Genomic DNA, 23,353 nt, shown 5'->3' on the forward strand with positions numbered 1-23,353 from the left:
GCTGCAATCGCACATTTCCTCACTGCAAAATGGGGTCAGGGTTAATATTGCCGTGCCGACTAATTAACCCTGACCCCATATTGGGTTTTAGCAAAGGTTGATCTTGGCGGCGGCCTGGCGCAGTTCGGCGCGGAAGTCGGGGTGGGCGATGCTGATCAGCTCTTCGGCCCGCTGGCGGGCGGACTTGCCGCGCAGCTGGGCCACGCCGTATTCGGTGACCACGTAGTTGATGTCGTTCTTGCCGGTGGTGACGTGGGTGCCGGCCGTGAGCGTGGGGACGATGCGCGAGATGGTGCCGTCCTTGGCGGTGGAGGGCAGCACGATGAAGGCCTTGCCGCCGCGCGAGCGGTTGGCCGCGCGCACGAAGTCGACCTGGCCGCCGGTGCCGGAGTAGGGCAGGTGGGCGATGCTCTCGGAACCGCACTGGCCCAGCAGGTCGATCTGCAGGCTGGCGTTGATGGCGATCAGCTTGTCGTTCTGGCCGGCGATGTAGGGGTCGTTGGTGGTGTTGACTGGGTGCATCTCGAGCATGGGGTTGTGGTGCATATAGTCGTACAGCCGCTTGGAGCCGAGCGCGAAGGTGGCCACCATCTTGTTCGGCAGCCAGGTTTTCCTGCGGTTGGTCACCACGCCCGCTTCCACCAGGTTGAGGATGCCGTCGCCTATCATTTCGGTGTGGATGCCCAGGTCGCGCTTGGCGGTCAGCTGCATCACCACCGCGTCCGGAATGCCGCCGTAGCCGATCTGCAGGGTCGAGCCGTCCTCGATCATGTCGGCCACGTATTTGCCGATCGCTTCCTGCACCGGGCCGATCTTCGGCAGGCCCACTTCAATGATGGGCTCGCTGCTTTCCACCAGCGCCGCCACCTGCGAAATGTGGAGGTGGCACTGGCCATGCGCGAAGGGCACGTTGGGGTTGACTTCGAGCACCACGGCGCGCGCCTGCTGCACGGCGGCCATGGTGTAGTCGGCGCCCAGGCTGAGCGAGAACCAGCCTTGCTCGTTCATCGGCGAAGCCATGGAGAACACCACGTCGGACGGGATCTGCGCGCGTTCGATCAGGCTGGGCAGTTCGGAGAAATAGGCCGGGATGAAGTCGGCCCAGCCGGCCTGGCCGGCGGCGCGCGAGGCGCCGCCGAAGAACAGGGCGACGTGGCGCACGTGCTGCACGGTGTCGCAGTCGAAGTAGCCGTATTTGCGCAGCGCGAGGATTTGCGACACCTTCACGTCGCGGAAGCGGCGCCGCTGCTCGGACAGCTCGGTGAGCAGGGTGGGCGGTTCGCCCGCGCCCGAGGGCACGATGATGAAGTCGCCGTCGCGCACGTGCTGGACGGCGTCGCTGGCGGACATGCGCTTGCCGGCGTACTGGGCGGCGTAGTGGGCTGCGGTGGTGCTCATGGTTGGTCTCCGGGCTTTTGATTTGGTAGTTTTTGCTAAACTATACGCCTCCCGCCATGATGAATATCAAGCGGACGACAATTGACCGGTTTGAATGTGAGCGCGCGCACAGAAATGCAAGTCACTGCGGCGTAATCTGTAGTTATTATGAAAACCGCACTCTGGACCGTCGTGTTGTTGTCTCCGCTGGCCGTGCTGGCACAGGCTCAGCCGCCGGCGTCGTCGGTGAATGTCTACGGTGTGGTGGACGCGGGCGTGGTGGCCGAGCGCGGTTGCGGCACGGCTTGCGCCGGGACCAAGGTCAGCAGCGGCGTGGCCAGCGGTTCGCGGCTGGGCGTGTCCGGCAAGGAAGACCTGGGCGGCGACGTGCGGGCCGTGTTCACGCTGGAGGCGGGCGTGGGCGCCGACACCGGCCAGTCCGAGGAGGGCAGGCTGTTCGGCCGCCAGGCCTTTGTCGGGCTGGAAAGCCGCTGGGGCGCGATCACGCTGGGCCGCCAGTACAACCTGCAGTATGAAACCCTGATCGACGTGGCCGACCCGTTCCGGGGCGGCATGGCGGGCACCGCCACCAACCTGGCCGGCTACACCACGCGCCGCTACGACAACACCGTCAAGTACTCGACCCCGCAGGTGCGCGGCTGGAGCGCCGGCGCGATCTACAGTTTCGGCGAGTCGCCCTACAGCACCCGCCACAACCGCGCTTACGGCGCCACCATCGGCTACGAGAACGGCCCCTTCACGCTGCGCGTGGCGCACCAGCGCAAGAACAACCTGTCAGACGCCACCGGCGTGGTGCCGGCAATCGACTATTCGTCGCGCAATACGCTGGTGGCGGCCAATTTCAACATGCGGACCGCCACGCTGTACGCGGCTTACGGCGTCAACCGGGGCATCGGCAGCTCGCCGTGGGACCCGTCCAACCCCTACGGCGCGCTGGTGGCGCCGATGCCGACCAATAACAGCCACGACATCCTGGCCGGCATCGCCATTCCGCGCGGCGCGGCCACTTTCATGGTGTCCTACATCCACAAGAACGACCGCACGCTGGCCAACCAGGATGCGGACCAGATCGCCGCCGGCATGACCTATGCGCTGTCCAAGCGTACCAGCTTGTACGCGGCCTACGCCAAGATCAAGAACAAGAACGGCGCCGGCTATACGGTAGGCAACGCCACCGACAGCGGCAAGGGCAACAGCGGCATCAACCTGGGCTTGCGCCATTCATTCTGAGCAAGTTTTGCCATAGCCGTGCTACAGTTTGCGACTGTGATCAACAACCGCCCGGAATTTTCATGTATCTCACCTACTTCAACGGCAGCTGGAGCGAAGGCAATGCCCCGCTGTTCGGCGCCATGGACCACAGCGTCTGGCTCGGCTCTTCGGTTTTCGACGGCGCGCGCTCGGTGCGCGGCCATATGCCCGACCTGCGTCCGCACCTGGAGCGCGTGGTGCGTTCGTCCACCAGCGTCGGCCTGGTGTGCCCGCTCAGCGTGGATGAAATGGAGCAACTGGTGCGCGAGGGCGTGGCCAGGTTCCCGGCGGACGCCGAACTGTACATCCGGCCGCTGGTGTTCGGCACCGACGGCCTGCTGATACCGGTGGCCGAGAAGTCGGCCTTCGCGCTGACCCTGTTCGATGCGCCGATGCCGCCGTTCACCGGCTTCTCGGCCTGCCTGTCCAGCCTGCGCCGGCCGGATGCCGACATGGCGGTGGCCGACGCCAAGGCGTCCGCGCTGTACGCCAATTCCACCAAGGCGCTGCGCCTGGCCAAGGAGCGCGGCTACGACAACGCGGTGATGGTGGACAGCCAGGGCCACGTGGCCGAGTTCGCCACGGCGAACCTGTTCTTCGTCACGCCGGAGGGCAAGGTGGTGACGCCGGTGCCGAACGGCACCTTCCTGTCGGGCATCACCCGCGCGCGCGTGATCAAGCTGCTGGCCGAAGCCGGCGTGGCGGTGGAGGAGCGTTCGGTGAAGCCGGAGGAGCTGCTGACGGCGCTGGAGATCTTCAACACCGGCAACTACGGCAAGGTGACGCCATGCGTGCGCTATGAAGACCGCGCGCTGCCCGTGGGGCCGGTGGCCACGCAGGCGCGCGATCTGTATTTCGCGTTCATGGACCAGCACTGATCCACGTCACGTAGCTATTTTTTCGCGCTGCAGCTGGGGCTGAGCAGGCGGCCGGTGCTGTCGATGGTCATGCTCTCCTGCTTGCCCTGCACCGTGCCGGACATGTTCATGCGCATGGTGTAGGCGCTGTCGCCCTGGAACAGCACCTGGCCGCTGCCGGTCGAGGGCGGGTTGGTGCAGGTGTAGCTGATGTTCATGCCGCCGGGGATGGGCGTCTGGCTGGTCTTGCAGTCGCCCTGCTGTCCGGCCGGCAGTTCCTTCTTCTCGGCCATTTCCTTGGTCACGCAATAGGTGATCTTCATGCCCCCGTCGGCGCCGCCGGCGAGGGCGATGCCTTGCTTGGCCATCATGGCTTCCATCATCTGGCGCTGCTCGGGCGGCAGCGCGGCCAGCTGCTTTTGCGCTTCGGCCAGGGCGTTGGCGTTGCCGCCCTTGGCATTGCTGACCTTGTTGTTGATTTCCCAGAGGCCGGGGCGGATGGTCTGCGCCGACGCGGGCAACATGAAAGCGGCCGCAATCACTGCGGCCGGGAGGGTGAGACGGAGGTTGCGTGTGGATGGCATGGCGGCTCCCGTTAAGCGTAGCCGCCAGCATACCGCATCAGCCTCGGCTTTGCGGTTCCGCTACGAAGATTTCCACGCGGCGATTGCGGGCGCGGCCGCTGTCGTCGTTGTTGGAGGCGATCGGTTCGCGCGAACCCTTGCCTTCCACCACGATGCGGGTGGGCGACACGCCGCGCGCAGCCAGGTAGTCGCGCGCGTTGGAGGCGCGGTCGACCGACAAGGGCTGGTTGATGGCGTCGCTGCCGGTACTGTCGGTGTGGCCGATGATGCTGACCGTGGCGGCAGGATTCTCGTTCAGCGTGGTGGCGAAACGGTCCAGGATGGGACGGAAGTTCGATTTGATGTCGGCGCGGCCGGTGTCGAAGGAGATGTCGCTCGGAATCTCCAGGCGCAGGCGGTTGTCGGCGGTCTTGCTGACTTGAACGCCGGTGCCTTGCGTGGCCTGCTCCATGGCGCGCTTCTGGTTTTCCATGCGGGTCGACCAGATATTGCCGATGACGGCGCCGGCCGCCGCGCCGATCAGCGCGCCGCCTGCCGTGCGGCCACTGCTGTGGCTGCCGGTGGTGCCGCCGATCAGCGCGCCCAGCGCGGCGCCTGCGCCGGCCCCGGTGGCCGTGCCGCGCTGGGTAGCGGACATGTCGGCGCAGCCGGTGCTGGCGAGGGCGATGACCAGCGCCATCGCGCCGGCCAGGGGTGTTTTACTGCGGTTGTTACCGATTGGGTTCATGGACCTTCCTTTTGGCTAAATGCCGCGTCCGCTTATCAGGCGCAGCAGGATCATAATAATAGCCACTACCAGCAAAATGTGGATGAAGCCGCCGATGGTATAAGAAGTCACCAGGCCCAGCAGCCAGAGGATGATGAGTACTACAGCGATGGTATATAGCATGATAGTGGCCCTCTCGTCTCAATGTTATTTAGGAGTTGTCAGTATCGGCGCTTGCCGCCGGGTGTTCTGTTCGGTGCCGTACATTAATGATTATTTCTTGGCCACGGTGTCTTAGCCATGGCGCAGTTCGCCCTTCACCACGCGCACGCGTTCGCCCTGCTGCCAGTTGGGGGAGCTGCGGTGGAAGGTGCGCTGGCTGCCGTCGTCCATGCGCACCTTGATGGTGTAGCTGCGCGTGGCGCGCATATTGCCCTCCACCTGGTTGCCGACCACGGCGCCGCCCACGGCGCCCGCCACGGTGGCCAGCTGGCGGCCATGGCCGCCGCCGATCTGGTTGCCCAGCAAGCCGCCGACCACGGCGCCGGCGCCCGCGCCCAGGCCGCTGCCTTGGGCGCGGGTGGTCACTTCGCGCACCGATTCCACCACGCCGCAGCTCTTGCAGACGGCCGGTTCGGCCTGCGCCGCGCGCCGTGGCTGGGCTGCGGGATCGGGGGCGCGCTCGGCTGTGCGCTCGGATGCGCGCTCATAGGCCGGCTCCGCGCCGGCGTAGGCGGCATTGGCGGGCGGCGGCACCGGCGTCAGGCTGGAGCCGGGGCCGGGACCGGGGTGGTAGCCGGGATAGGAGGCCACCACGGCGTCGCTGGCGGGCTGCTGCGCCTGCGAGGCCGCAGCCACTTGCTGCGGCGCCGGGTTGCTGTTGGAAGTGGGCAGCCAGCCCATCAGCGCGGCGATGCCCACGCTGCAGAACAGGATCACGGCGATGGCCGCGATAAGCAGCAGCGGGTGGTTGGAACGGATGGAGTTGGCGGGGTTGCTATGCATGATGTTTTTCCTTTGCAGACTGATGCATGGGATTGTCGCCGCGCCGGGCGGCTAGTTCAGTGCGTCAGCGTACATACATGGAAATTCAATGCCGCTACCCTTGGTTTCATGATGAAGAAAAGCTAACTGTTGCCATCCCATGGACCTGACCGTCGCCACCGCCCACAGCAATATGCCGCCGCCCGACTCTGGCAACCGGCTGCTGGCCAGCCTGCCCGAGGACGATTTGCTGCACCTGGAATCGCTGTGCGAGCAGGTGCATTCGGACGTGGGCGACGTGCTCTACGAACCCGGGCAGGCGATCCAGTACATCTATTTCCCCAGCGACAGCCTGATTTCGCTGCTGGCCGTGGCGGAAGGGCGCATGACGCTGGAAGTGGGCTCGGTGGGCCGCGAAGGCATGATAGGCTCGTCGGTGGCGCTGGGGCACGAGCTGGCGCAGGTGCGCGCCGTGGTGCAGCGCGCCGGCCATTCCAGCCGCATCCACGCGGCCGATTTCTGCGCCGAGTTCGCACGCATGGAGTCGCTGCAGCGCCTGCTGTACCGCTACACGGACACCTTGCTGGCGCAGGCCATCCAGATCGCCGTGTGCAGCCGCTTCCACGTGCTGGAGGCGCGCCTGGCGCGCTCGCTGCTGATCACGCGGGACCGCCTGCAGTCGGAAAAATTCCACCTGACGCACGAGTTCCTGGCGCATGCGCTGGGCGTGCGGCGCGTCGGCGTGACCAAGGCGGCCAGCGCGCTGCAGAACCAGAAGCTGATCACCTACAGCCGGGGCAATATCGAGATCCTCGATTCGGCCGGCCTGGAGGCGGTGTCCTGCCGCTGCTACGAGATGGTGAAGGATACCGGCAGCATCGGCATGGCCAATGTGTTCCTGTAGCCCGGCCCGGCCGGGCGCATCCCAAAATGCGGCCGTAAAAAAAGGACTTCCGCGGAAGTCCTTTTTGCTATGAGGCAGGCTGCTTAGCGCGGCGGCTTGCTGACCTGGTTGCCGATCACGCCGCCCACCGCTGCGCCGCCGACGGTGCCGACCGCGCTGCCGCCGGTCAGCACGGAGCCGGCCACGCCGCCCACCGCGGCGCCGACCGCCGTGTTTTTATCTTGCTGGGACATGCCCGCGCAAGCACTCAGGGACAGGACTGCGGCAATGGCCGCCAGATGTTTAATGTGGTTCATGATTGTTCTCCTTTATTTGAGGCGCATGTCATTGGTGACGCTTTTCACGCCGTTGATGCTGCGGGCCGCCGCTACTGCCTTGTCGATGTCCGCCTGCGAGGAGACGAAGCCGCTCAGCTGCACCGTGCCCTGGTAGGTTTCCACGTTGATTTCGGAAGCGTTCAGTTCCGGCTGGTTCACCATGGCGGCTTTGACGTTGGCGGTCAGGGCCGTATCGTCGATGTACTCGCCGGTGCTTTCAGCCGTGGACGTCGATGCGCAGCCTACCGTTGCGGCCAGCATCAGCGCGCCAAGCAGGGCGGGAAGGGATTGCAGAGTTTTCATCGTTTGCTCCTTGAAAGATTGCGCCTGGCAACAGGCGCTTCCAACAGGACCAGATTAACCGCGCTCAGCCAAATGTTCTGTACGCCATCGCACGCTGATGCGAGCCTGGGCGGGCATATGTGTTACTTATTGTTTCCGCGCCGGGCGGCCTTTCAGCGTCTTGCCCGGCGGCGGCGCCACCGGTTTCTGGCGCGCCTGCGCCAGCAGCTTGGCGCATTCGCTGTCCTTGCCGGGACCGGTGTTGATCAGCGGCAGCAGCGCCGCCACCGGAGCCGCCGCCACCGCCAGCGCCAGCGCGCCGCCGGCTTTCATGGCCAGCACGCCCTTGTCCACGCTCACGTCCGGGTTCTTGAAGGTGCCGGTCACGTACAGCGGCGAACGCAGCGTGATGATGCGCAAGCCTTTGCTGTCGGGCTTGAGCGTCAGGTTCAGCTGCTCGCTGGCCAGGTTGACGCTGCCGGTCACGCCGATCACGGCGTCCTCGGTGTCGACGATGAATTCGCGCGTTTGCGCCAGGCCGTTGGTGACGGCGAAATCGGCCGCCATGCAGTTGAGCTTGACCTGCTTGTCGCCGGACAGCTTGGTCAGCACCACGTTGCCGAGGTTTAGCCCCATCTGCTCCAGCAGCAGCTTGCTGATGCTGCCCTGGTTGATCAGCGCCTTCACTTCGCCGTTCGAGGCGGCCAGCAGCGTGGCCACGGAATCGCCGGTGGCGCTCAGCGACGCGTCGCCGTTGATCTCGCCCACGCTGGCCTTCAGGCCGTCCAGCGTGGGGAACAGTTCCTTCAGCTTCAGGTGGCGCGCGCTGGCCTTCAGCTCGGCGCGGATGGCATTCTTGTCGGTGCGGCCGCTGCCGTCGAGCTTGACGTTCGAGGTCAGCTTGCCGCCGGCCCAGTCGAAGTTGAGCGGCGTCAGCGTCAGCGCGCCGTCCTTCAGGTGGATCTCGGTCACCAGGTTGGCGATCGGCAGCTGTTTTTCGCGCACGATGCGGTCGGCCTTGAACTTCACGTCGGCGTCGATGCTGGTCCAGCGCTCGGTGCGGAATTTTTCCACCGGCAGCACCTTGCCGCTGGGCTGCACCGCCGGCAGGCCGCGCGCCTGCTTGCTGGCGTTGGAGTCGGCGCCCACCAGCGGGCCGAGGTCGGCGAACTGCAGCAGGCGCGATTCCACGTTGCCGCTCAGGTAGCCGCGCGGCTGCTTCTGCTGGTATTCCATGTGGCCGCTGATGTCGCTCGAGCCCACTTTGCCGGTGAACTTGTCGTAGATGTAGTGGCCGCCGTCCTTGCCCAGCGTGGCCTTCAGGCGGCCGGACGTGGTGAAGGGCGGCGTTTCCGGCAGCACGATGCCGGTCAGCCCGTACAGGCGCGCCATGCTGGGCGCGGCCATGGTCAGCTTCATGTCGAGCGCGGCCAGCGCGGTGGGCTTGGTCAGCGTGCCTTCGACGGCGATGCGGGTGCCGCCCAGGTTGACGTCGGCCGCGATCGGGTAGGGCGTGGTTTGCTGCTGCAGCGACAGCACCGCGCCGGCCTTGCCGTGGCCGGTGACCGGCGCGCCGCGCCACTGGCCCTTCAGTTTCCACGACACGCCGTAGGCCGGATCGGCGTTGATGGTGTCGATCTCGGCGGTGGCGTCGGCCTTGGCCAGCGCGTCCTTGTAGTGCACGGTGCCCTTGTTGAACACCACGCGCTGCAAGTCCAGCTGCCACGGCGAGGGCTTGTCCTTTTTCTGGAAGGTCCAGTTGTTCTTGCCGTCCTCGCTGCGCTGCAGCAGCACGGTGGGCGCTTCGAAGCGCAGCACCGGGATCGAGATCTGCTTGCTCAGCAGGGCGAAGGGATTGAGCGAGAACGAGAACTCGCCCACGCTGGCCATCTCGGCCGGCTGCATGCCGGCCGGATTGCCGAGATGGACGTCTTTCGCCACCAGGTGCGGCCACGGCAGGCGGTCGCGCCAGCTGCGCTCGCCCTCTGGCACGATCTGCTTTTCCCACGTGAGCGCCAGGTTGCCGTTGATGGAGAAGGCGCGGCCGATCGCTTCGCCGGTCTTTTCGCTGAGCCACGGACGGGCGCGGTTCCAGTCGTAGTTGAGCAGCACGACCAGGGCAATGGCGGGCACGGCGATCAGGGTGCCGCCGATGGCAAGGGCGATTTTTGTTCTTCTCGGCATGGACATGGCGCGGCCTTTCATACTGGGAGTATGGCGATAGCCTACACCACGCATGGCGGGTGCAATGTGCGGCACCGTACTGAATGGGTTCTCCAGAACGCTTATAACGTTGATACCCCCTCATACATTCAAGGAGAACAATAATGAGCACTGCGCTGCGTATGCAATCCACTTCCGCCATTTGCGGCCTGGTCCTGCTGGTGCTGGCCGGCTGCGCCAGCCAGAAGGCGCCCGCCACCGCCGATGTCGCTGTTTCGCGCGCGGCGGTCGAGAACGCCACCTCCGCCGGCGCGGCCGAACTGGCCCCGGCCGAAATGACGTCGGCGCGCGAGAAAATGCTGCGCGCCAACCAGGCGCTGGCCGCCAAGGACTACCAGGCCGCGCGCGACCTGGCCACCCAGGCCCAGGCTGATGCCCGCCTGGCGCAGAGCAAGGCCAACTCGGCCAAGGCCACCGCCGCCGCCGACGCGCTGCAGGAAAATATCCGCGTGCTGCGCGAAGAGCTGGACCGCGCCAACACCACGACCGTCAAATAAGCCGTCAAATAAGCCAGGAGATAGAAAATGAATATGAACCTCAAACCCGCCGTGCTGGCGCTGGCCATCGCCCTGGGCGCTTGCAGCTCGGCTCCGACCACCACCAGCTTGCTGGACCAGACCCGCGGCGACTACATGGCCGCGCAGAACAACCCGGCGGTGGCGCAGTATGCACCGGTTGAGTTCCGCCAGGCCACTGCCGCGCTGGACCGCGCCAACGAGGCGGCGGCCCGCAAGGATGACGCCGCCGAAGTCGACAAGCTGGCCTACATCGCCAAGCAGCGCATCGGCGTGGCGCAGGAAGTCGCCAAACAGAAGGGCGCGGAAGCGTCCGTGGCCGACTCGGCGCGCCAGCGCGACCAGATCCGCCTGGACGCGCGCACCGTCGAGGCCGAGAACGCCAAGCGCAGCGCCGAGCAGGCCCAGGCGCAAGCCGAGGCGGCCCGCAGCCAGGCCGACGCGGCCCGCATGGCGGCCGAGACCCAGGCCGGCGCCACGCGCGACGCGCAAGCCAAGGCCGACGCACTGGCGGCCCAGCTGGCCGAACTGCAGGCCAAGCAGACCGAACGCGGCATCGTCATCACCTTTGGCGACGTGCTGTTCAATACCGACCAGGCGGTGCTGACCGAGGGCGGCCAGCGCACGCTGCGCAAGCTGGCCGACGTGCTGAACCAGAACCCGGACCGCAGCGTGATGGTGGAAGGCTTCACCGACAGCACCGGCAGCTCGGCGCACAACCTGGAACTGTCGCAGCGCCGCGCCGAAGCGGTGCGCAGCGCGCTGATGGGCATGGGCATCGAAGGCACGCGCGTGGCCACGCGCGGCTATGGCGAAGCCTATCCCGTGGCCGGCAACGACTCGGCCGGCAACCGCCAACTGAACCGCCGCGTGGAAATCGTGCTGTCCGATGCGGGCCGCCCGGTGAACGCGCGCCGATGAACACTTGAAAAGGAATTGTCATGGCTGAATCCACACTATCCCCACCCGCCGGCATCGATACGGCAGCCATCCGCGCCGCGGCGCAAAACCTGTCGGACGGCCCGGTCACGGCCGGCTACAAAGGCGACCGCGAGGCGGTCATCAAGATGCTGAACGGCGCGCTGGCCACCGAACTGGTCTGCATCTTGCGCTACAAGCGCCATTACTACACGGTTGCCGGGCGCGACAACGCCGGCGTCAAGGCCGAATTCCTCGAGCATGCCACCCAGGAACAGGAACACGCGGACTGGCTGGCTGAGCGTATCATTCAGCTGAATGGCCAACCTGATTTTAATCCGGCAACGTTGCTTGATCGCAGCCATGCCGAGTATGATGAGTCTGGGGAGGTGCAGTCGATGGTGCGCGCCAACCTGATCGCCGAGCGGGTGGCCATCGAGTCCTACCGCCAGATGATCGAGCAGATCGGCGAATCGGACCCGACGACAAAGCAATTGTTGATTAAGATCATGGCAGTCGAGGAGGAACACGCCGACGATATGCGAGACCTGCTCGAATAACTGGCCGAATGAATGCTTGACTAAGTTTTTTTTGCAGTACGTTTTTACCCACCATAACAACAGGAGTCCATCATGCTTGAAAATAACATCAGTACCGTGAACAACGACGTGAAAACCCTGGTCAAGGACGCCCAGGCGCTGTTCACCGCAGCCACCGCGCTGACCGGCGAAAAGGCCGAAGAACTGCGCGGCCGCGGCATGCGCGCGCTCGACACGGCGCTGGCCAAGGCCCATGAGGCGCAGCAAAGCGCCGTTGCGGCCGGCAAGCAAATGGCACAGACGACTGATGCCTATGTGAAAGAAAATCCATGGCGTTCGATCGCCCTGGCCGCTGGCGTCGGCTTGCTGGTGGGCGTGATCCTGGGCCGCAAGTAATTGCCGGTGCCAGGAGCTGACATGGAGCAACCTGCATCGCCTGCCCCTGGCTTGATCGGCTCGCTGGCCGGCGTCTTTCGCAACACGGCGCGGCTGATCCTGTCGCGCATCGAGCTGGCGGCGCTGGAGCTGTCCGAGGTGCGCGAGCACCTGGTGCAGCTGTCGGTGGTATTTGCGCTGGCGCTGGTGGCCGGCTGGTTCGCGGTGGCGTTCACCACGGCCACCGTGGTCTATCTGGCGTGGGAGGCGATCGGCTGGAAGATCCTGCTGATCCTGGCCGCCGTGTTCATCGTCATCACCCTGTGGCTGGTGATGATGGCGCGCGGCCTGCTGCGGCAGAACAAGCTCGCCTTGCCCATGACGATGGCGGAGCTGCAAGGCGACCGCGACATGCTGTTGTAATGGAGTTGCCATGACTAAGGAAGAACGCGCGGCCCTGGCGGCCGCCAAGGAAAAGCTGGTGCTGGAAGGCCAGCTTTACCGCGTCAGCGTGGTGCATGCAAAGGCCCAGGTTGCCAATGCGCTGCGCCCGGACGCCATCGTCCACAGCGCCATCGAGCATGCGCTGGGCGCGGTGCAGCACCGCTTCGCGGGGCTGTTCGGCGGCGGCGCCAAGGGCGCGCAGGGGCAGGGCGGCGAGGGCGCTGCCGCAGGCCTGGGCGGCCTGGCCAGCCTGGCCGGCATTATCGGCCTGGTCAAGGGCATGGGCTTGACGCGCGCGCTGCCCATCGCGATCCGGGTCGGCACCTTCGTGGCGCGGCGCCGCCTCGTCAAGCCGGCGCTGTTTGCCGGCGTGGCGGCGCTGGCGGCCGGCCTGTGGCTGTCCAGGCGCAAGTAGCCACACGACAAGCCGCACAATGAAAAACGCCGCGATGTCCGCGGCGTTTTTCATTGTGCGGCTGCTGCATCATTGGCCGCTGGTGTCGTACACCCCCTGGCGCGGGTTGTTGGCATTGGCGAGCTGCTGGCGCATATTGCGGATGTCCGCCACATAGGTTGCTTGCGCTTCCTTCATGCAGTCGCTGCGTTCTTCCTTGGACAACTGCTTGCATTCGGCGCGCGCTTCGGCCAGCGCGGCGTTGATTTCCTTGCGCAGCGTGGCCATCTGCTGCGCCGGCGTGCGGTCTTCCCTGGTCCAGCGGGCGGGATCGCCGCGTTTGATTTCCTGTTTCTGTTGGGCCGCCACCTCCGGTGGCGTGACCTGCGCCTGCGCGGCGCAGCAGGCGGCCAGCATGGCAATGGCGAGCGTGCGTTTCATAGAGTTCTCCTATGTCTTATAGCCTGCCGGTAAAGAGCATGAATAGCAGGATCAGCACGATCACTGCCGTGACGCCACTGGGCGCATACCCCCAGTTGCGGCTGTGCGGCCAGGCCGGCAGCGCGCCGATCAGTAGCAGGACCAATACGATGAGGATGATGGTGCCCATGGTGTTCTCCTTGATTTATTGAGTTGACGCAGTGCTTAGTAGCGGTACACGCGGCCATCGACCATGCGCACGCGGTTGCCCACGCGCAGGTCATACACGCTGTCCTGGTTGATGGTGCGATAGTCGCCGTTGTCGAGCCGTACCGTGATCTGGTAGGCGTCGTAGGGCTGGTTGCGGTTGCGTTCCACGCTGTTGCCCACCAGCGCGCCGCCGATGGCGCCGGCGGCGGTGGCGGCGGTGCGGCCGCTGCCCGAGCCGACCTGGTTGCCGACCAGCGCGCCGACCAGGCCGCCGGTGACGGCGCCAACTCCACTGGTGGCGGGATCGATACGGACGATCTGGATCGAATCGATCACGCCATGAGTGGAGTCGTTGCTGGCGGTGGAGTAATTGGTGGAATCTATGGGGGTGCTGGAGCAGCCGTTGATCAGGGCGGAAGCTGCGATCATCAGTGCCGCGACGGTTTGTGTAGTCTTCATATCGATCTCCTGAAAAGTGTGCTTACAGCATAGTCAGCTTGGCGGCGAGGGTCTGTGCGATGACGCACGAAGCCTTGTGGCGGCTGGGCTCGTTGTGGGCCCGTTGTGGGCTTGTGGCAAACGCAGAAAATAAATGTTGGTGTGTACGCTAGCGTACAGATGCCGCGCGGTGGCTGGGTGACACTGCAGACTGCTCAGTTGAGCACCTGCCAACCAAGGAGAACACCATGAAGATCGCTCAAAAATTTGCAACCGCCGTGTTTACTGCCGCTACCGTGTTTGCTGTGGTCGGCTGCGCTTCCACCCCGACTAAAGAAGGTGCCGGCGAATACGTCGATGACACCGTGCTGACCACCAAGGTGAAAGCCAGCATCTTCAACGAGCCTACGCTGAAATCGACCGAGATCAATGTCGAGACCTTCAAAGGCACCGTTCAGCTGAGCGGCTTCGTGGCCCAGCCAGGCGACATCACCAAGGCCGGCGAAATTGCGCGCGGCGTGGCTGGCGTGAAGTCGGTCAAGAACGACATTCGCGTGAAGTAAGCATGCGGCCGGCGCCGTCCCCGAGGGGATGGCACCGGCAAGCGAAAGAATATGATGCACGCCGACGACGCAGCAAGCCGCCCGCTGGAAGCGGCGGCGGCATCCCCCCCCGCTCCGGCGCCTGTGCCGGACACTCCTCCGGCGACCGTGCCGGATGTCCCGGCCACCGGGCAAGAAGCTCTCCCCGTACCACCGCTAGACGCAGGCGCCCGCCTGCCGCTGCACGTGCACGCGCGCGGCCTGGCGCTGGGCATTATCGCCACCGTGGCCTTCCTGTACGCACTGCAATGGGGCAAGCAATTTCTGGTGCCGCTGCTGCTCGGCATCTTCATCGCCTATACCCTGAACCCGGTGGTGTGCTGGCTGGAGCGCATCCGCATTGCGCGGCCGGTGGGCGCCACGCTGGTCACCGCCGCCATCCTGTTCGGCTCGGCCGTCACGGCCGACAAGCTGCATGGCGAATTCCAGAACATCGTCGAAGAACTGCCCACCGTCACGCACAAGCTGTCGCGCCTGCTGTCGGACAAGCTGGGCAAGGGGCCCAGCACGCTGGAGCGCATCCAGGCCGTGGCCACCGAGATCGAGCAGGCCGCGTCCGGCGGCGCCAAGCGCACGGCGCGCAGGGCCGTCCAGGCGGAGCAGGGCGGCATCAAGGTGATCGACTGGGTCTGGGCCGGATCGATGGGCGTGGCCGGCTTCGTCAGCCAGGCCGCGATGGTGATCTTCCTGGTGTTCTTCCTGCTGCTGGCGGGCGACACCTTCAAGCGCAAGCTGGTCAAGCTGACCGGGCCGTCGCTGAGCAAGAAGAAGGTGACGGTGCACATCCTGGAGGACATCAACAGCAGCATCCAGAGTTATATGTTCATGCTGCTGGTGACCAACCTGCTGCTGGCGCTGCTGATGTGGATGGCCTTGCGCGCCATCGGGCTGGAAAACGCGGGCGCCTGGGCCATCGTGGCCGGGCTGCTGCACCTGATGCCTTACTTCGGACCCTTGCTGATCACCAGCGCCACCGGCGTGGTGGCCTTCCTGCAATTCGAATCGCTGCAAATGGTATTGCTGGTGACGGGCGCCTCGCTGGCCATCGCCACCCTGGTGGGCACCTTCGTCACCACCTGGATGACGGGCCGCATCGCCCGCATGAACCCGGCCGCCGTGTTCGTCAGCCTGCTGTTCTGGGGCTGGCTGTGGGGCGTGTGGGGCCTGCTGCTTGGCGTGCCGGTGATCGTCATCGTCAAGGTGGTGGCCGAGCGCGTCGAAGGCATGGAAGTGGTGGCCGAGCTGCTGGGGGAATAGCTAGGTTCCCGCTCCGCTCAGGGCCATCAGTATCAGCCCGGCGACCAGCAGCCAGCAAAACCAGCTGAACACCGAATTGAACAGCTTGACGCCGGCCGCCGGGGTCTTGGCCGCCGCTGTCCTGATGCCCGCGCGCAAGGCACTATCCTTCGGAAACAAAAAACTGATAGCGACGAGAATCCCCGCCAGCAGCAGGGAACCCGCGAGGACAAACAGGAAAAGCTGCAGCAGAAAAATCATCGCGCGGGTTGCCAGTCTTTAGTTTTGATGATGACAGGAAATTCTATCATGCGGCGCCGGACGGTATGATCATGGTCCTGGGGACCATGGGGAGTACAGATGCCGCTGCATATAGAGATCGAAACGGAACTGGGGCGTGCGCCGGGCGGGATGCTTTCCAGCCGGGCTATGGGCGAACTTGCGCCTGCACTTGCGGCCTTCAGGCGGAAGACCGGTGTGGCGATGTCCGAGTATGACGATGCCAAACTTCCTCCCAGCCACGCTGCCTTGCTGGCTGACGCTATCAGGACGGCATGCGGCCAGCACGCATCGCCTGAAATAGCGGCGTTCCAGGCGCTGCTGCGGAAAGCGTCGGCGTCCGGCCGTTATCTGTACTGCAGTGGCGAGTAGCTTGCACATAGTCGGCGCGGCGGGCGCGAAAAAATGCGCTCCCGCCGGTTGAATTTCTTCCCGCTCCGGCGTATAAAAACAAGGTTCGTCCAACCACCGGAGAAGAGAATGGCTATCCATGCTAAAGGCAATCCTGGGAATACTGAACGCAACGAATTGTCCTTCCCCCACGCGGATGGACTGCTGGCGCTGGCGGACACCGACGGCCACGCGCTGCCGGTGGAGCGGCCCGGCGCGCAGATGTCGCGCGCAGTCCTGGCCGTCCTGCGGGACAGCGCCCTGGGGCTGGAGTTTGACGAGAACAACTTCCTTTGCCTGCGCTACGGCCAGGCCGCGCACGTGGTGTGCGTGTCGCGCCAGGCCGCGCTGCCGGACGCCTTGCCGGGCCTGCTGAAGCAGAAGACCCTGCTGGGCGCGGTCGTCACGCGCTCCATCGGCGAGGATGGCTACCGCGTCGGCCACCTGCTGCTGGCCGAGCCGGTCGCCGGGCTGGCTTGCAGCGTGCACGTGATGATGCAGCAGCGCTCTTCCGGTGAACTGGTGATGGCGGGCTGGGGCGAGTTGGCCCACGGGCAATTGCTGTTCCATCTGCATGCGGTGAACCGGCCCGGCGCCGTGCCGGTCGCGGTTGCCGGCTGCCTGGGCGGCGGCGGCCTCGACATCACGCACGCGGCGGCCAGCATGCCGGGCGCCGTGCACTAGAGTTTCAGGTTGCCTTGTTCGTCGCGCGGGTGGTGGCGCAGGCTGCCCAGCTGCAGCGCGTACTGGCGCGCGAACTCGGCGCCGAGGAAGAAGATCTGCGCCGAGTAGTAGACCCACAGCAGCAGCGCGATCAGGGAGCCGGCGGCGCCGAAGCTGTTCGCCACGCCGCTATTGCCGATGTAGGCGCCGATGCCGTACTTGCCCAGCGTGAACAGGGCCGCCGTGCCCAGCGCGCCGATGGTCACGTCGTGCCAGGATAGCGCGATGCGCGGCAGCAGCTTGTAGATCACGCCGAACATGGCGGCGATCACCAGGAAGCCGATGATCCAGTTGATGACCGACAGTGCCAGCGCGGCGTTGCTCCACAGCCCCTGCCAGTATTTCTCCAGCAGCGCCAGCGCCGCGCTCACCACCAGCGACACCATCAGCAGAAAACCCAGCACCAGCACCATGCCGAAGGACAGCAGGCGGGTGCGCACGGTGTCCCACACGGTGCCCTGGGTGGGCGGCGGCAGCTGCCAGATTTCGTCCAGGCTGGACTTCAGTTCGGCGAACACGGTGGTGGCGCCGAACAGCAGCAGGGCGCTGGCCACCAGGGTGGCCAGCTTGCCTTCTTCCTGGTTGCGCGCGCCGGCCAGCACCGCTTGCAGCGCGTCCGCGCCCTGCGGGCCCACCAGGCCGCGCAGTTGCCCGAACAGTTCGCCCTGCGCCGCCTGCTCGCCGTAGAAGGCGCCGGCGATGGCGATCACCAGCACCAGGATGGGCGCGATGGAAAACATGGTGTAGAAGGCCAGCGCCGCACCCTTGCTGCTGGCGCGGTGCTCCAGCCATTCGGTGACGGTGCACACGGCCACGCTGCGCAGCGTCTTCACCTTGGGCGGAATGTGTCTCATGGCAATATCTCCTTCCGAAAAAGAAAAAGGGGCCGAAGCCCCTTTTCCTCACAGTCAGACGACCAGCCGTGCGATTAGTTCACGCGGCGTTCGATGGTGACTTGGTCGACTTCAACGCGGCGGTTAGGCTCCAGGCACTTGATCAGGTCGGCGCGCTTCTTGTTGTCGCACTGAACCACTGGCTGGGACTCGCCCTTGCCAACAGCGTTCAGGCGGTCAGCGGCAACGCCTTTGCCGGTCAGGTAAGCCTTGACCGAGTTGGCGCGCTGTTCCGACAGCTTCTGGTTGTACTTGTCCGAACCCAGGCGGTCGGTGTGGCCGGTGATGGTCACGTTGCCGACGGATGGGTTGTTGTTCAGCAGCGTGGCCAGTTCGTCCAGCTTAGGCTGGTTCGGGTTCAGCTTGGCGCTGTCGAAGGCGAACAGTTCGGTTGCCGACATGGTGACCTTCTCGAAACGCGGCGCTGGCGGCGGCGGTGGAGGAGGAGCAACCGGTGCCGGTGCCGGGGCGGCCACTGGCGCTGGCGCAGGTGCCGGCGGTGCTGCCGGTACTGGCTTAGGACCCAGCGCGTAGTTCAGCGCGAAGTTCAGGTAGGCGTTGTTGCTGTTGGCGCCCACGCCCGGGAAGGCGTTGTCGCGCACGAAGGCGTGCACGTTGCGCAGGTCGGCTTGCAGCGACAGGCGGTCGGTCAGGTCGGACTGGAAGCCCACGCCGGCGCTGACGAACGGTGCGCTCTTTTCGCGCTCTGCGGCATTGCGCAGGTTGGTGCGCGAACGCTCGGCGCCGATACCGACCAGCAGGAATGGACGCACGGCTTTGCGCGAGAACAGGTACAGGCCGTCCACGCCCAGCGTTTCTTGCTGGTAGCGGGTGCCGTTGTCGCGGCTGCGGGCGTAGGTGTAACCGGTCTGGATATCCCAGTTCTGGTTCAGGGCCTTACCGAACTTCAGGCCGGCGCCGTGGCCTTGCTTGTCAATGCCGAAATCCGAGTCCTGGTCCAGGATGCTCAGGCTGGGCTGGATGTACCAGTTAGGGTTGATCACGGCTTCCTGCGCCAGGACGGCGGTCGACGACAGCGACAGCAGGGCGGCAACGATAGCGATTTTATTGGTCTTTTTCACAAGTAACTCCCGTTTTTATTTGAGGGTGGTGCTGCTAGACAGCGAAGTTTCCAGCCAGTGCTGAGCTGTTGGACTGGACTTTATGGACATTTGCTCAATAGCTCCGTGCGCTACCGCACAAAACTCTTGCGCTACATCAAAAGTGTTGCCGAAATGTGACGGTCCAGCCCGTGAACTGTATGCATTTTGCGCAGTCCAATGGAAACCGCGCCGTCACCATAAATGGTGCAGCGCGGTAGGTATTGTAGCAGAGTAACAAGCTTGGTGACTTGGCTAGTCCGGAAATCAGCGGCTTGGCGGCGGTGGCGCCGCTTCTTCCGCGGGTTTCGGCGCCTCCGGCACCACGATCAGGGTGTCGCCGGCCTTGCCGGGTTCGCCCGGTGCGCCTTGCGGTCCGGGTGGGCCTGGGACGGGAACGGGCACGGCGGCGGGGGCCGGCGTCGGCGTTTCCACTACAGGCGGGTTGTTAACAGTGGTTTTTTCGCAGGCGGTCAGGGTCAGGGCGGCGGCCACGGTGGCCAACAGGATGGAAATTTTCATGATGAGTCCTCTCTTTGGAAAAGATGCATCCAGATTAACGGCGGTCACAGGACTGCTCTGTTCGCGAACGCACCAAGCGGCCCCGGTTTGCTCCCTTATTAACCTATTGCTCACTTATGTTCGTTGCCGCACAGACCAAAAATGGTCGCCACGGCATTCTAGACCCCAGAAGTAGACGAATGCGTGGCCTGCGAGGCAGTCGGGCCCCTGGACACGCAATCCTGGCTATCGTTATAAGGAGTGATGAAATGCATGCAATCAGAGAAAACCAAAATTCCGGCCACGCCATGCAGGAGCCTGTCAAGGCTGCTGACAAACCACGGCTGACGCTGGTAGAACGTCCCGGTCCTATTCCTGAACGCAAGGCCCTGTCGCTGGCCCCCATTGAGCGGGTGCGTTCGACTTCGGCAACGCTGCGCCGCATCGAAAACATGCAAAAGCTGATCGCCGAGCTGCAGCAGCATGAGATGCTGGCCGACGAGATTGCATGGTTCCTCAAGTTTTCGCCGTCCGGCGCCCGCAAGTACATCCGCGACCTGCGCGATGCGGGCGTGATCGAACTGGCGCGCTATATAGAAGGCACCGCCACCTACCTGGGCAAGGCGGTATACCAGCTGACGCCCGACCCGGAGCGCGTGAAGCAGTTCCTGGCCGCCATCGTGCAGCCCAAGCGCGAAGGCGCGCCGCCGCGCAAGGAACGCCCCAGCCTGCGTGAACAGGCCATGGCCGGCGCCGGCCGCCACTTCCACATCCTGGCCGACGACACCCATTATGCGATCCGCGTGAACCGCGGCCCGGTGACCCGCGACCCGCTGGTGGCAGCCCTGTTCGGCGCCCCGACCTCGCTGCAAAAAGCGCAGCCATAAGCCGGTCCGCCCGGCGGGGCGCGCATACCGCGGCCGCAGTGCCATGCAGTGCCCTATCGGGTGCTACACTAAAACAGCCGGAATGCGTTCCGGCTGTTTTGCATTGAATTGTCGGAAAGGAACCCCACCTGAGGCGGACGAGTTTCCTTATGGATGGCACTATGGACGGATTGTTGTGGCTCCCCGTGTTGGCGCTGGCACTGGCCGCGCCGCTGATATACCCGCGCTGGACGCTGCGCCGGGCGCTGGCCCGGCCCTTGCCGGCCGCCGCCGAAGCCATCCTGCAGCGCAACATCCCGGTCTACGCCAGCATGGGCGCCGCGCTGCAGCAGCAGTTGCGGCAGCTGGTCAAGCAGTTCCTGCACCAGAAGAAGTTCGTCGGCTGCGAAGGACTGGAGCTGGACGACGAAATGCGCTACACCATCGCCGGCCAGGCTTGCCTGCTGCTGCTGAACCGTCCCAGCAAGGTATACCGCGCGCTGCACACCATCCTGGTTTATCCCAGCGCCTTCCTGGTGCCGCGCCAGCAGATGGAGGCCGGCGGCGTGGTCACGGCCCACCGCCAGACCCTGCTGGGCGAGTCGTGGGATGACGGCCGCGTGGTGCTGTCCTGGGCCGACGTCAAGCGCGGCTACCGCGACTGGACCGATGGCCACAACGTGGTGCTGCACGAGTTCGCGCACCAGCTCGACAGCGAATCGGGCAGCACCAACGGTGCGCCCTACCTGGGCAGCCAGGACAGCTACCGCAGCTGGTCGGCGGTACTGTCGCGAGATTATGACACTCTGCGCTACGACGCCTATTACGGCCGCCAGGACAGCGTGCTCGATCATTACGGCGCCACCAGCCCGGCCGAGTTCTTCGCCGTGGCCACCGAAACCTTCTTCGAGAAGCCGTGGCAAATGGCCGAACGGCACGCCGCGCTCTATGACGAGTTCATGAAGTACTACCGCGTCGATCCGCGCGCCTGGCTGCCGCAGCCGGCGGCGCCGGCCCTGCCCGAACCGGTCTTTGCGGCGGCCACGGCGGACGCGTCCGGCGTGCCGCGCCGTTCCTACGCAATTGCAAGCTGGTAGTGCCTGGCAAATAGTGCGCTTTCCGCCGAGGAAAAGAGCATAATTCACGCATGTCCTAGGCGCGCGGGAAGGGTGGCGACATGCAATTCGAGGAATTCGATTTTTTCACGCAGGCTCCGGTGGCGCCGGCTCCATCGGCAGAGGCGGCTTCGCCGCTGGTCCGGCTGCAGTACCTGGTCGACAACACGCCCGCCATCATCTACTGCACCGTGCCCAGCGGCGACTTCAAGATGACCTTCGTCAGCAACAACGCCCTCAATGTGCTGGGCTACCGGCCGGAAGACATGGTGGCCGATCCCAATTTCTGGTTCGACCACATCCACCCGGACGACGCGCCCAACATCTTCTCCAGCCTGGCCAGCATCTTCACCGAAGGGCAGCGCGCCTACGAGTACCGCTTCCGCATCGCCGACGGCTCCTACCTGTGGATGCACGACAGCCTGCGCCTGATACGCGACGAGCACGGCGCGCCGCTGGAGGTGATCGGCTCGCTCACCGACATTACCGTGCGCAAGCACATGGAGCAGGCCCAGCAAGACCTGATCACCAAGCTGCGCGAGGCGCACGAGCAATTGCTGCAGTCGGAAAAAATGGCCTCCATCGGCCAACTGGCGGCCGGCATCGCGCACGAGATCAACAACCCGGTGGGCTTCGTCAACTCCAACATGGGCACGCTGCGCAACTACGTGGCCACCTTGTTCGGCGTGGTGGACGCCTACGACCAGGCGCTGGCGGCGCAGCCGCTGCCGCCCGCGCTGGCGGCGCGCATCGGCGCCGCGCGCCAGGCGGCCGACCTGGAATTCCTGCGCGAGGACGTGACCGAGCTGGTGAAGGAATCGATGGACGGGCTCAAGCGCGTGAAAGACATCGTGCAGGCGCTCAAGGATTTCTCGCACGTGGGCGAAACCGAGTGGCAGGTGGCCGACCTGCACCACGGCCTGGACAGCACGCTCAACATCGTGGCCAACGAGATCAAGTACAAGTGCACGGTGGAAAAGCACTACGGCGTGCTGCCGCAGGTCGAGTGCCTGGCCTCGCAGCTGAACCAGGTGTTCATGAATTTGCTGGTCAACGCCGGCCACGCCATCAAGGAGCGCGGCACCATCACCTTGCGCACCGGCGCCGAGAACGGCTGGGTCTGGATCGAAGTGGGCGACTCCGGCTGCGGCATCCCGCCGGAAAACCTGAACCGCATTTTCGAACCCTTCTTCACCACCAAGCCGGTCGGCAGCGGCACCGGGCTGGGCTTGTCGCTGTCCTACGGCATCGTCAACAAGCACGGCGGCCGCATCGAGGTGGCGTCCGAAGTGGGCAAGGGCACGCGCTTCACGATACGGCTGCCGGTGCACCCGCCCAAGGGTTGAGCGTTACAGGATAATCGAGCCGTCCGGCGCCCGGTTGACCTTCAGGATGCCGGGCTCCTCGGCCTCCAGGCGCTGCGCTTCCAGTTCCTGCGGCGTCAGCGGTCCGGCGTCCTGGCTGGGCTGGGCCTTGGCCGCGGCCTGGTCGGCCAGCAGGCGGTCGCGCAGGGCCAGCGCTTCGCCGATATTCTCCTGCAGGTCGTTCAGCTGCCACGGCTTGGGGATGAAGCGGAACACGTGGGCCTCGTTGATGGCGCTTATGGCCGTTTCGAATTCGGTGGAGGCGGTCAGCATCATGCGCACGGTGTTGGGCGCGACGTCCTTCAGCGCCTGCAGGAAGGCCACGCCGCTCATCTGCGGCATGTGGTAGTCCGAAATGGCCACGTCGAAATCGCACACGCACACGCGCTGCAGCGCCTCGTAGGGATTGGTGAAGATCTCCGTTTGCAGATCGAGGTGCTTCAGCTGCGCGCGCATCGAGCGCTGCAGCGCCATCAGCACATTCATCTCATCGTCCAGCAGCAGGATGCGTCTCATGGTGTGCCC

The 23,353-nt window shown here is 65.1% G+C and carries 32 protein-coding genes; 16 read left to right on the plus strand and 16 right to left on the minus strand.

What is annotated here, in order from left to right; all coding sequences use genetic code 11:
* Positions 1-87: 87 nt before the first annotated feature.
* Entirely contained in the window at positions 88-1,398 is a 1,311-nt protein-coding gene (locus AC56DV_RS20485; protein WP_496316075.1) for an acetyl-CoA hydrolase/transferase family protein, read from the minus strand.
* 147 nt (positions 1,399-1,545) lie between these two features.
* Here AC56DV_RS20485 and AC56DV_RS20490 point away from each other — a divergent pair, with 147 nt between their 5' ends.
* Together AC56DV_RS20490 and AC56DV_RS20495 are read left to right on the plus strand one after the other, a co-directional pair.
* The gene (locus AC56DV_RS20490; RefSeq protein ID WP_496316076.1) at positions 1,546-2,628 is read left to right on the plus strand and encodes a porin; all 1,083 of its coding nucleotides are present in this window, start codon (positions 1,546-1,548) and stop codon (positions 2,626-2,628) included.
* 62 nt (positions 2,629-2,690) lie between these two features.
* On the plus strand, positions 2,691-3,527 hold the full coding sequence (locus AC56DV_RS20495; protein ID WP_496316077.1) for a branched-chain amino acid aminotransferase: 837 nt from the start codon (positions 2,691-2,693) through the stop codon (positions 3,525-3,527).
* 14 nt (positions 3,528-3,541) lie between these two features.
* Here the strand turns inward: AC56DV_RS20495 and AC56DV_RS20500 are convergent, their stop codons facing one another.
* From AC56DV_RS20500 to AC56DV_RS20515, 4 genes are all read right to left on the minus strand, one after another.
* On the minus strand, positions 3,542-4,090 hold the full coding sequence (locus AC56DV_RS20500) for a DUF3617 domain-containing protein (RefSeq protein ID WP_496316078.1): 549 nt from the start codon (positions 4,088-4,090) through the stop codon (positions 3,542-3,544).
* A 37-nt stretch (positions 4,091-4,127) separates the two neighbouring features.
* The gene (locus AC56DV_RS20505) at positions 4,128-4,769 is read right to left on the minus strand and encodes a YiaD family glycine zipper/OmpA-like lipoprotein (RefSeq protein ID WP_496316431.1); all 642 of its coding nucleotides are present in this window, start codon (positions 4,767-4,769) and stop codon (positions 4,128-4,130) included.
* A gap of 63 nt (positions 4,770-4,832) precedes the next feature.
* Positions 4,833-4,979, minus strand: a complete 147-nt coding sequence (locus AC56DV_RS20510; protein WP_157200948.1) for a lmo0937 family membrane protein — start codon at positions 4,977-4,979, stop codon at positions 4,833-4,835.
* 111 nt (positions 4,980-5,090) lie between these two features.
* Positions 5,091-5,801: a glycine zipper 2TM domain-containing protein gene (locus tag AC56DV_RS20515; protein WP_496316079.1), complete on the minus strand. Its 711-nt coding sequence runs from the start codon at positions 5,799-5,801 to the stop codon at positions 5,091-5,093.
* Between the two features lie 139 nt (positions 5,802-5,940).
* On the opposite strand from AC56DV_RS20515, the gene AC56DV_RS20520 reads away from it, so the two are divergent.
* Positions 5,941-6,684 (plus strand): Crp/Fnr family transcriptional regulator, encoded by a 744-nt coding sequence (locus tag AC56DV_RS20520; protein ID WP_496316080.1) that lies wholly within the window; start codon positions 5,941-5,943, stop codon positions 6,682-6,684.
* Between the two features lie 83 nt (positions 6,685-6,767).
* On the opposite strand, the gene AC56DV_RS20525 is transcribed toward AC56DV_RS20520, so the two are convergent.
* The 3 genes from AC56DV_RS20525 to AC56DV_RS20535 form a co-directional block, all read right to left on the minus strand.
* A complete protein-coding gene (locus tag AC56DV_RS20525) occupies positions 6,768-6,980 on the minus strand; it encodes a YMGG-like glycine zipper-containing protein (RefSeq protein WP_496316081.1) in 213 nt (70 codons plus the stop codon).
* Positions 6,981-6,992: 12 nt separating this feature from the next.
* The gene (locus tag AC56DV_RS20530; protein WP_496316082.1) at positions 6,993-7,304 is read right to left on the minus strand and encodes a BON domain-containing protein; all 312 of its coding nucleotides are present in this window, start codon (positions 7,302-7,304) and stop codon (positions 6,993-6,995) included.
* A 126-nt stretch (positions 7,305-7,430) separates the two neighbouring features.
* Positions 7,431-9,473: an AsmA family protein gene (locus AC56DV_RS20535; RefSeq protein WP_496316083.1), complete on the minus strand. Its 2,043-nt coding sequence runs from the start codon at positions 9,471-9,473 to the stop codon at positions 7,431-7,433.
* Positions 9,474-9,610: 137 nt separating this feature from the next.
* Here AC56DV_RS20535 and AC56DV_RS20540 point away from each other — a divergent pair, with 137 nt between their 5' ends.
* The 6 genes from AC56DV_RS20540 (at position 9,611) to AC56DV_RS20565 (ending at position 12,712) form a co-directional block, all read left to right on the plus strand.
* Positions 9,611-10,003: a DUF4398 domain-containing protein gene (locus AC56DV_RS20540; RefSeq protein ID WP_496316084.1), complete on the plus strand. Its 393-nt coding sequence runs from the start codon at positions 9,611-9,613 to the stop codon at positions 10,001-10,003.
* A 27-nt stretch (positions 10,004-10,030) separates the two neighbouring features.
* Positions 10,031-10,942, plus strand: a complete 912-nt coding sequence (locus AC56DV_RS20545; protein ID WP_496316085.1) for an OmpA family protein — start codon at positions 10,031-10,033, stop codon at positions 10,940-10,942.
* A 20-nt stretch (positions 10,943-10,962) separates the two neighbouring features.
* Positions 10,963-11,499 (plus strand): ferritin-like domain-containing protein, encoded by a 537-nt coding sequence (locus AC56DV_RS20550; protein ID WP_496316086.1) that lies wholly within the window; start codon positions 10,963-10,965, stop codon positions 11,497-11,499.
* A 72-nt stretch (positions 11,500-11,571) separates the two neighbouring features.
* Complete coding sequence (locus tag AC56DV_RS20555; RefSeq protein WP_056405037.1) at positions 11,572-11,874, plus strand: ElaB/YgaM/YqjD family protein; 303 nt, start codon at positions 11,572-11,574, stop codon at positions 11,872-11,874.
* Between the two features lie 21 nt (positions 11,875-11,895).
* On the plus strand, positions 11,896-12,276 hold the full coding sequence (locus AC56DV_RS20560) for a phage holin family protein (RefSeq protein ID WP_496316087.1): 381 nt from the start codon (positions 11,896-11,898) through the stop codon (positions 12,274-12,276).
* A gap of 10 nt (positions 12,277-12,286) precedes the next feature.
* Positions 12,287-12,712, plus strand: a complete 426-nt coding sequence (locus tag AC56DV_RS20565) for a hypothetical protein (protein ID WP_496316088.1) — start codon at positions 12,287-12,289, stop codon at positions 12,710-12,712.
* Positions 12,713-12,781: 69 nt separating this feature from the next.
* Here the strand turns inward: AC56DV_RS20565 and AC56DV_RS20570 are convergent, their stop codons facing one another.
* Genes AC56DV_RS20570 through AC56DV_RS20580 form a run of 3 tightly spaced genes read right to left on the minus strand, consistent with a single transcriptional unit; the run spans position 12,782 to position 13,780 of the window.
* The gene (locus AC56DV_RS20570; RefSeq protein ID WP_496316089.1) at positions 12,782-13,132 is read right to left on the minus strand and encodes a hypothetical protein; all 351 of its coding nucleotides are present in this window, start codon (positions 13,130-13,132) and stop codon (positions 12,782-12,784) included.
* Between the two features lie 16 nt (positions 13,133-13,148).
* Complete coding sequence (locus AC56DV_RS20575) at positions 13,149-13,301, minus strand: DUF3309 domain-containing protein (RefSeq protein WP_082551849.1); 153 nt, start codon at positions 13,299-13,301, stop codon at positions 13,149-13,151.
* Positions 13,302-13,336: 35 nt separating this feature from the next.
* Entirely contained in the window at positions 13,337-13,780 is a 444-nt protein-coding gene (locus AC56DV_RS20580) for an outer membrane lipoprotein (RefSeq protein ID WP_496316090.1), read from the minus strand.
* A 227-nt stretch (positions 13,781-14,007) separates the two neighbouring features.
* Here AC56DV_RS20580 and AC56DV_RS20585 point away from each other — a divergent pair, with 227 nt between their 5' ends.
* The gene (locus tag AC56DV_RS20585) at positions 14,008-14,322 is read left to right on the plus strand and encodes a BON domain-containing protein (protein ID WP_057155774.1); all 315 of its coding nucleotides are present in this window, start codon (positions 14,008-14,010) and stop codon (positions 14,320-14,322) included.
* Between the two features lie 51 nt (positions 14,323-14,373).
* Positions 14,374-15,618 (plus strand): AI-2E family transporter, encoded by a 1,245-nt coding sequence (locus tag AC56DV_RS20590; protein ID WP_496316091.1) that lies wholly within the window; start codon positions 14,374-14,376, stop codon positions 15,616-15,618.
* Here the strand turns inward: AC56DV_RS20590 and AC56DV_RS20595 are convergent, their stop codons facing one another.
* The gene (locus tag AC56DV_RS20595) at positions 15,619-15,858 is read right to left on the minus strand and encodes a hypothetical protein (RefSeq protein WP_496316092.1); all 240 of its coding nucleotides are present in this window, start codon (positions 15,856-15,858) and stop codon (positions 15,619-15,621) included.
* Positions 15,859-15,957: 99 nt separating this feature from the next.
* Here AC56DV_RS20595 and AC56DV_RS20600 point away from each other — a divergent pair, with 99 nt between their 5' ends.
* Complete coding sequence (locus tag AC56DV_RS20600; RefSeq protein WP_496316093.1) at positions 15,958-16,248, plus strand: hypothetical protein; 291 nt, start codon at positions 15,958-15,960, stop codon at positions 16,246-16,248.
* A 108-nt stretch (positions 16,249-16,356) separates the two neighbouring features.
* Positions 16,357-16,950 (plus strand): hypothetical protein, encoded by a 594-nt coding sequence (locus tag AC56DV_RS20605; RefSeq protein ID WP_496316094.1) that lies wholly within the window; start codon positions 16,357-16,359, stop codon positions 16,948-16,950.
* Here AC56DV_RS20605 and AC56DV_RS20610 read toward each other — a convergent pair.
* The 3 genes from AC56DV_RS20610 to AC56DV_RS20620 all read right to left on the minus strand — a co-directional run bounded on the left by AC56DV_RS20610 (position 16,947) and on the right by AC56DV_RS20620 (position 19,504).
* Positions 16,947-17,843, minus strand: a complete 897-nt coding sequence (locus AC56DV_RS20610; protein ID WP_496316095.1) for a YihY/virulence factor BrkB family protein — start codon at positions 17,841-17,843, stop codon at positions 16,947-16,949. The two genes, AC56DV_RS20605 and AC56DV_RS20610, sit on opposite strands and share 4 nt — an antisense overlap.
* A 74-nt stretch (positions 17,844-17,917) precedes the next feature.
* Complete coding sequence (locus AC56DV_RS20615; RefSeq protein WP_496316096.1) at positions 17,918-18,964, minus strand: OmpA family protein; 1,047 nt, start codon at positions 18,962-18,964, stop codon at positions 17,918-17,920.
* Between the two features lie 285 nt (positions 18,965-19,249).
* On the minus strand, positions 19,250-19,504 hold the full coding sequence (locus tag AC56DV_RS20620) for a hypothetical protein (protein WP_496316097.1): 255 nt from the start codon (positions 19,502-19,504) through the stop codon (positions 19,250-19,252).
* A gap of 287 nt (positions 19,505-19,791) precedes the next feature.
* Between AC56DV_RS20620 and AC56DV_RS20625 the strand changes: the two genes are divergently transcribed.
* From AC56DV_RS20625 to AC56DV_RS20635, 3 genes are all read left to right on the plus strand, one after another.
* Entirely contained in the window at positions 19,792-20,370 is a 579-nt protein-coding gene (locus tag AC56DV_RS20625) for a winged helix-turn-helix domain-containing protein (protein ID WP_496316432.1), read from the plus strand.
* A 161-nt stretch (positions 20,371-20,531) separates the two neighbouring features.
* Positions 20,532-21,446, plus strand: coding sequence for a M90 family metallopeptidase (locus tag AC56DV_RS20630; RefSeq protein WP_496316098.1), 915 nt, complete (start codon positions 20,532-20,534; stop codon positions 21,444-21,446).
* Positions 21,447-21,526: 80 nt separating this feature from the next.
* A complete protein-coding gene (locus AC56DV_RS20635) occupies positions 21,527-22,810 on the plus strand; it encodes an ATP-binding protein (protein ID WP_496316099.1) in 1,284 nt (427 codons plus the stop codon).
* 3 nt (positions 22,811-22,813) lie between these two features.
* Here AC56DV_RS20635 and AC56DV_RS20640 read toward each other — a convergent pair whose 3' ends face one another.
* Positions 22,814-23,344: a response regulator gene (locus tag AC56DV_RS20640; RefSeq protein WP_496316100.1), complete on the minus strand. Its 531-nt coding sequence runs from the start codon at positions 23,342-23,344 to the stop codon at positions 22,814-22,816.
* Positions 23,345-23,353 lie beyond the last annotated feature (9 nt).

It is taken from the genome of Massilia sp. BGA-UO-ETr-WB1, assembly GCF_059567845.1.